The sequence below is a fragment of the Lacticaseibacillus jixiensis genome (genome assembly GCF_042847315.1).
Classification (GTDB): domain Bacteria; phylum Bacillota; class Bacilli; order Lactobacillales; family Lactobacillaceae; genus Lacticaseibacillus; species Lacticaseibacillus jixiensis.
In genome coordinates, this window is the sequence record NZ_BAAFPR010000050.1 from 1 (window position 1) to 7,194 (window position 7,194).

The window sequence follows — 7,194 nt, forward strand, 5'->3', positions numbered from 1 at the left end:
CGCCAAAATTTTACGAGATGTGCGACACACATGGCGTCGACTTTTTGGTTCGACTCAAGGCAAATTCAAAGCTTGGGAAGCTGGCAGAAACGGCCTTAGTGGATTGCCCTCCAAAATATGAAGAGAGCAAATGCGTCTACCACGAATTCAAGTATCAGGCCGCGTCATGGGGTAAAGCTCGCCGTGTTATCGTATGTTCTACTCATACGGCAGATGAGCTAGTTCCCTGGAACCACGCATTCGTAGTGACCAGCCTGGCCTCCGAGGCTCCAGAGACTTTGTTCAAGACCTATAGACAGCGGGGCAATGCTGAGAACCAAATTAAGGAGCTGAAATGCGGGTTTGGCTTTGACAAAACAGACAGCTCAACTTTTGCACGGAACACTGCACGAGCCTTGATCACCGGTATTGCCTATAACCTGGTTCAGCTCTTTAAACAGCTCTTTGTCTCGGAAGACCGTCGTTCAACCATCTCCTCGCTACGGTTCAGTCTCTTTCACATCGCCGGTAGGATTACTTGGCACGCCCGTCGTGTGGTGATTCATCTTGCTTCTAACTATGTTTACAAGAACTGGTTTAGTCGGCTCATGGACGAAGTCCATCAGTTGGCGACCTGAACTGAATAACTGAATAGGTCGTGCGTCGAGCCGAAAACTGGGTCGGTCTGTTCGTGGTGCATCGATCACCAACTTCTCCGCTCAGTCAGTATTCGCAACGCTCCAAACGTTGCTTTCAGACCGGCCAGATGCGATTTCATGTCCCCAATACCGAGGTGAATAATCCAGGATCCATTATAAATGGACACTAAATTACCAAATAAAGGTGCGAGTCTCCCACGTTTTGATGATAACTACACATTCGCACCCGACTATATATTACCCTATAACATATCAAAGCCCAACTTAGAGCCACCATCTGGATCCAAACCAAACTCATCGTTATATGAGCCCTCACGAGCAATCCACAATCCAAACTCAGGAATATAGTCGGCAACGACATTGCCCATAGTCAAAGTTTTCTGACTACCGTCCATATAAACTTGAACTACAAATTGTTGTGCCTTTTTCATTAGTGCAGAAATCTGATCGAAGTCGTCCTTTCTAGCCTCAACCTCTGCAACTAGTTGACCACTTTCAGGACATTCAGGCCACTGGACTAAAACCGGAACAGTTTTTGAATCGATAGGTTTAAATTTTTCAGCCACTGTATGTGGTGATGCGCTAAGTAGCATTATCTGTCTGCTTCCACTATCTAGGTATTTCTGTAGGTTGCGGCCGTTTGGGACCCTTTTATGATCTTTTACAAACAACAAATCCGTCAGAAATACTGAATTACCAGATACAATTGACTCGTACTTCAGCGCCTTCTCATCAGATCCGAAGAAATTCTTGAAGTATTTAAGAATCCAATCATCTGACAGAGGATCACCATTTTTATCATCATGAAACAAATCCCTTGTATCCGCAATGCCACGAGCGATGTCTTTCAACCCATGAGATAGGCGTTCAACCTCAGCATCCATCAGGAAAACACGTACCTGACCAATCGCCATTTCATGATTTCGATTACACCGACCTGCCGACTGAACAATGGAATCGAGCCCTGCACATGATCGAAATACTGACGCAAAGCTCACGTCAACACCAGCCTCAATTAACTTAGTGGAAAAAACAACCACTTTGCCCTTACCTTCTTTGGCCAATGCGAGTGCATTATTGATTTCAGCAAAAACTCTCTTCCGATGCGCTACACACATTGATGTAGAAAGATGGAATTTACGCACGCCCTCAGCATCAAAACTTTGGTATGCCAGCTTAACGGCCCGTTTTGTATTCAAAACTACCAGCAAACTATTAACTTTTTCTAGCTCAGACTCACACTCGCCGGTCAAACGTGGGATATCCCATATTTCGTCAAGACTATTGACTACCTCAACCCGCTTAAACGATTGTTTTACCTCACTCAAGTCATGAACTATTTCTCGAGGATGCTCAATCCCAATTGTGAGTATATCCTTGCTTAAAGCGGGCTGAGTGGCAGTGCACAGTAAGCAAGTTGACTTGCCAAAGTGAGTCAACCAGTTTATTGCAGCGTTGTCCATTTCCACACAGCGAAGAGGCATACTCTGAATTTCATCAAAAATTACCGTGCTATTAACAAGTCGATGCATGTGCCGCAAATTTTTGCTGCCGCTCCCATACAACGCATTCAAATACGCAACCTGGCTAGTCATAATAATTGGGGCATCCCAAGTATCCTTAGCATAGTAATATCGCTCATCCTTGGGCACCTGATAATCATCACTAACTGTGGAATGGTATTCAAGCACGTTAGCATAGTCATTTGCAGATAACCCCAGATTCGACCTCAGCGCGGCCGCATTTTGTTCGATAACCGTCGTGAATGGAACGACATAAATAATCTTACTCTGCTTTTTTTGAACGCATCGCCGTAAGCCAAATCTTAGGCTAGCTAGAGTTTTGCCCCCACCAGTCGGCACGCTCAGGCTCATGAGTTCATCCGGCCAGCCAGCCGCAGCGGCACATTCATCAGACATTTGATCGCGTAAATGGTTGATATTCGAAGTACTCGACTGTCCTTGCAGATTATTTCGATTTCGGCGCTCAATAACCCGTCGCTCATTCCTACGATCTAATTCCTCAATGGGTAAGACAGCGGCTTCGTGATGATCTACTTTGTCACTCATGAAATCCGCTGTTTTAATGTGGTCCGCGTCAACCAGACAACTAGCAATAAACCGCTGAAATAGGCTCTGATTGACTGCAAGTTTATCAAACCCGATTTTCTCACATTCTTTGACCGCTGCTTCGTAATAATCATCAAACTGTTCACGCGAAAAATCGGTAAAGAACGCAGACTCAATCTCATCAACCGACCAATCAGAAATCTCCTGCGTCATCTTCTCAACATATGGGAATTGTTTGAGGCCTGGATCAACGAAATCGTACGGCCCACGCGGATTGTGGTGTGCCAGGATAGCGTTTGACACCAAATTTACCATCACCATTTCTTCAGTACTATCCTGAGAAATATCTTCCAAAACCCAAGCACCAGCAAAAGCGTGGTTGACTGAGCCACGCTTGCCTTCGTTATTTAGGATGTAGCGCTGAAATCGTTGCGAATACTTACCCGCATCATGAAGCCATCCTGCCAATCCGGCAACATGGCTGAGCCCCAAGTCCGCCCCAAAGGTTGCGCAAAGATCACGCACCTCTACCAAATGATCATGAACGACCTGATATCGTATGGGCTCTTCTTGGGTCGTGTGAGCTACAAAATTAGTATCCGTCAATCTCCTCAACCTTCAGTCCTTCGTGATGCGGATCGTCAACATTGATTTTCACTTGGTTAAAATCTGCCGCTTTCTCATCGTAATCAACCGTAGTAGCCGCGTGCAGTTGGTATGGTGGCAGCTTCCCGAGCTTTGAATCATGTACCCACCAAACAAGTTTAAGCACAGCCATCGAGCCTTCTGGACGAGCCGAAGAACTATCATTCACGAAAAGAGTGCGCAATGCTTCCTTCAGTTGCTCAGCATCTTCCTCAGAGAATCCGGTACGAGCTGCCTGTTCAGTGTTAATACTACCGTTAAACTTATAAATACTGAAAGGTACCATCGCCTTCGTACCCATGGTATCAGATCCTTTGCCATCGCCAGGCTCTAGATTGATTGACTTGGTAATCTGTTCTTCTTTGATGGTAACCGGTTTAACAGTATATGCAGCCTGAATACTAACCGGGCCACGAACCGCCACTGAGACACCATCCAGGCCATCCTTAATACTGCTCTTTGCGAATGGCAGCACCTGACCAAACGCACGCACATCTAGCCAGCTTCCCGTCGCTGCCGCAATCAATTGCTGCTTCCAATCTGGCGTTTTTTTCGGGTCCTTCTTTAAAACTTCCTCAACGTCCGGGCTCATTTTGAGTCGATCCCGAATGTTGAACTTACCGTCCTCAACCCGTTCTTGCATTTGCACCAATACCGGCAGCCCTGCGTCTTGCCAACGATTCCGAATCTTACGCTTAATGGCAACGTCGCTAATTTCGCCTAGGCCATCGGCGTTAACACGCGGACGGTTTGCATCCAACGGGTCACCGTTAGGGTTGGCATTCTTAACCCCAATGATAACTGAAAAATCTATTTTGTGATCGAGTGGCTTAGTCATTCTTCTGTTCCTCCCGCTTTTTCTTTGCTTCTGCCCGTGCTTCACGAAGTTCTACAGTCTGATCAGCGAATCCCCTACTGAAGTTATATTCCAGCGGTTCGTCAGTCATGCCGTCCCCAAGTTGGTGAATCAAATCCAAATATGCCCGCTCGTACCTTGCACGAGTACCACCACCAAGGCGGCTAATATACGACTGGTTCACAGTTGAAAGCAATCGATTCCATGTGGTGGCCGGACGCTCCATATAGTTCGTCATAAACCTCATGGCTGTTGTTTGCCTATCCGTCACTGACGAATTACGTTGACGCTGAATATTCATGGAAAGCTTCTCAACTTCATTCATAACCGCAAACAATTTGCCAAAAACATACGAACGATCACGGTTTAGCTCTTCCGTTGTCATTTCGTTACCTCCTCCATTTCGATATCCAATTAGTGCAGCGTGTCTGAACATATCATTTTCCCAAATTTGCGTTCCAGCAGTTCCCTGAGGACTATCACTATATCCAAGCGGGTGTTTTATACGCCGAAACGCTGCGCGGTAAATGTCATCCGGAAGAGCTCTACCAGAAATAACCGCCGAGACTAACTGCGTCATTACCTGTTTGGACAGCTTCTTAAACCGGCTCCCATTGCTACCATTACCATAGGCTAGATTAATAATTTCACTAAAGTTTGGCGTGTATCGTTCCACATGGTCTTTAAAAAAGCGATTTGTAGAAGCAGTATCACCCCAGCTCATTACATTTTGCTTGAACGAAGAGCCATCAAGCACGTTGTAATAGACAACAGCCATTCTACCAGTAGTTGCAGCATCCAAGGCTGCGATGCTAACGGTTTCGTCATCGCTCATGTTAGCAACTAGACCTCTAAGACGATCACGATACTGCGTTGCCACGGCTCGAGCATCTTCAACGTTTGAGTTTTTATCCTGAGTTTTTTTATCAAAGTGTCCAGCACTACGGAAGCCTGTTAGTAACGTGGCCACATCTAAAGGTTTTTCTGTACCACCGGTACCCCAGAAAACAAAGGCCCGGTTATCAACATAAATAGCCTGCCTACGAACTAACCAGCTTAACGCATGGACCATTTTTTGTGACGACTCATAGCTGACACTGTAATAGTCGTCCCCCAGAAATTGGCCACGGTAAGTATATGCGGAGTCATCGTTTGCGGATATTAATTTCGCATTGTTATCACGGCTACTTATGCCAGCTTCAATCGATTTTGTGGTTATACCTCTTTTACCGGTGATGTAATCTATTCCGATGGGCTGGCTTTCCTCATGGTCTTGTTGTGACTCCAAATAAAAACGTGTCCAGTTATGAAAAATAAGTTGATCTTGAAAAACAGGCTTTGAATCGACGATAAAGCGAGCAAACAGGTCACCCTTGGCAATCTTTTTCTTGTCCTTATCCTCAAAGTTATCGCTCATAAGGTCGGCAAGCAGGGTGCCCTTACTGATGTACTGTTGAATAGCTTTAATTTCCACAGGTGCATTTGCGGAACTAGCCCAATTCGATAATTCTGCTAGATAAAGTTTGTGCTGTTCAATCGCTTTGTCACGTTTTTTTTCATCAGTCATAGTCTGGGCAAAATCTCCAGCCATATATACAATCTTATCGGACAGGGGATAAGCCGCGGGTTTACTAGTACGGTTAACAGCCGCGGGAGTTGCAGGAATAATTGTTACGGTCTCTTCCTTATCGAGGGGCCTAGCAGAGATATAGTTTCCCTGCCCATCTATCCTTACCTCAATCTGTACATTTACACTATTGTGTGCAATCGGTACTAGTGTTGGACCACTTTCGTCAACCTTACCAGCTAGGTCTTCATTTTGTTCATAAACCTTCACTAGGTCGCCAAAAAAGTTCATATTTACTCACCCCCATTCGTTTCAGCGTACAGGTCATCAACCGACTGCGAAAGCTGCGGCCAATCATAAGGTTGCATCTGGACATCCCGAATTTTCTGTACTGTCTTGCATTCCTCCGGCGACGGGAAGGTAATAATCCCGTTGTCCATGTGTGCATTCCATAATCGAACAGAGAACTCATTTACACCCGTTTCGTCAGGATAGTTATACCCATGAAACATCATGCCAAAATCGCGATGCTCAACATCATCATACGCACCTTTGCCGGTACCAAATTTCATTGGTCGTACGTATCCTTGGCACTCACGAGTCCCTAAGAATATATCGCGCCGTCCGCCGGCCTTGAGCGCACGGTTAAAAATAGCCATGTGCTTTTTGATGTTGCGATCCTGCTTAAGATCTTCACGTTGCATATTCCATTCAATATGTCCCTTTACTTGATATATAGGAAGATGAATGTACGTATAATACGCCAAAGAGTTTTTATTTAGCGAAAAGTTTTTATCGAGGGGGCGAATTGATTTCGATTCTAAATCAATCGGATTGATAACGCGTACTTGGTCAATACTAATAATGAAGGTGGGCTTCCAATAGACGGAGCTAGCTACACCCACCAAGGACTGATACGTAGGCACTAGGTAACTTTGTTTTTCAACCTTAGTGAGAGGATTAGTGAATAAAGCATTTTGACCTTTCAACTCAAATTCAAAACTATTTTCCAGCAAATAAATCACCTCCGATAAGTTCGAGATATCAATGACGCAATTAGTATTAAAAACCAAAGCCAACTATGCCTGTGTTCTAAAGCACCGCCAAGATTATGGCGGGGCTAAGTCTAATACAAAAATTAGCATTCTATCACCCTCTTCGAACACTCCCCTGTATTAACCCCTGCAAACAGCGGAAAAATCAGGTTCGATATTACAATTGTCTCCCTGTAACATCGTCATTCTAGCATCAACATTGCTTAAAGACAAGAAGAGTGTATTATTTTTGCTAACTAGTGGCTGGTGAATAATTTGTCCAAGTTATCTGTAACAGCTCCTTAACCCGTTATCGTTGTATAATAGATGCATAGGAATTCCCGGTATTCCGTCAATCCCCATGCACTTTACACAACCCTATCGG

The 7,194-nt window shown here is 45.0% G+C and carries 5 protein-coding genes; 1 reads left to right on the plus strand and 4 read right to left on the minus strand.

Annotated elements, in window-relative coordinates:
• On the plus strand, positions 1–617 hold a 617-nt coding region (locus ACGG90_RS14935), incomplete at its 5' end, for a transposase (protein WP_390407408.1).
• A gap of 263 nt (positions 618–880) precedes the next feature.
• On the opposite strand, the gene ACGG90_RS14940 is transcribed toward ACGG90_RS14935, so the two are convergent.
• Genes ACGG90_RS14940 through cas5c form a run of 4 tightly spaced genes read right to left on the minus strand, consistent with a single transcriptional unit; the run spans position 881 to position 6,800 of the window.
• Positions 881–3,313 (minus strand): CRISPR-associated endonuclease Cas3'', encoded by a 2,433-nt coding sequence (locus ACGG90_RS14940; RefSeq protein WP_390410629.1) that lies wholly within the window; start codon positions 3,311–3,313, stop codon positions 881–883.
• Positions 3,300–4,190 carry a type I-C CRISPR-associated protein Cas7/Csd2 gene (gene cas7c / locus ACGG90_RS14945; protein WP_128517368.1) on the minus strand — a complete coding sequence of 297 codons (891 nt, stop codon included), beginning with the start codon at positions 4,188–4,190 and terminating at the stop codon, positions 3,300–3,302. Before cas7c ends, ACGG90_RS14940 begins: the two co-directional genes overlap by 14 nt.
• Complete coding sequence (gene cas8c, locus ACGG90_RS14950; RefSeq protein WP_390410631.1) at positions 4,183–6,066, minus strand: type I-C CRISPR-associated protein Cas8c/Csd1; 1,884 nt, start codon at positions 6,064–6,066, stop codon at positions 4,183–4,185. The genes cas7c and cas8c overlap by 8 nt, the downstream gene beginning before the upstream one ends.
• Before the next feature lie 2 nt (positions 6,067–6,068).
• Positions 6,069–6,800: a type I-C CRISPR-associated protein Cas5c gene (gene cas5c, locus ACGG90_RS14955; RefSeq protein WP_318531027.1), complete on the minus strand. Its 732-nt coding sequence runs from the start codon at positions 6,798–6,800 to the stop codon at positions 6,069–6,071.
• Positions 6,801–7,194: the final 394 nt, after the last annotated feature.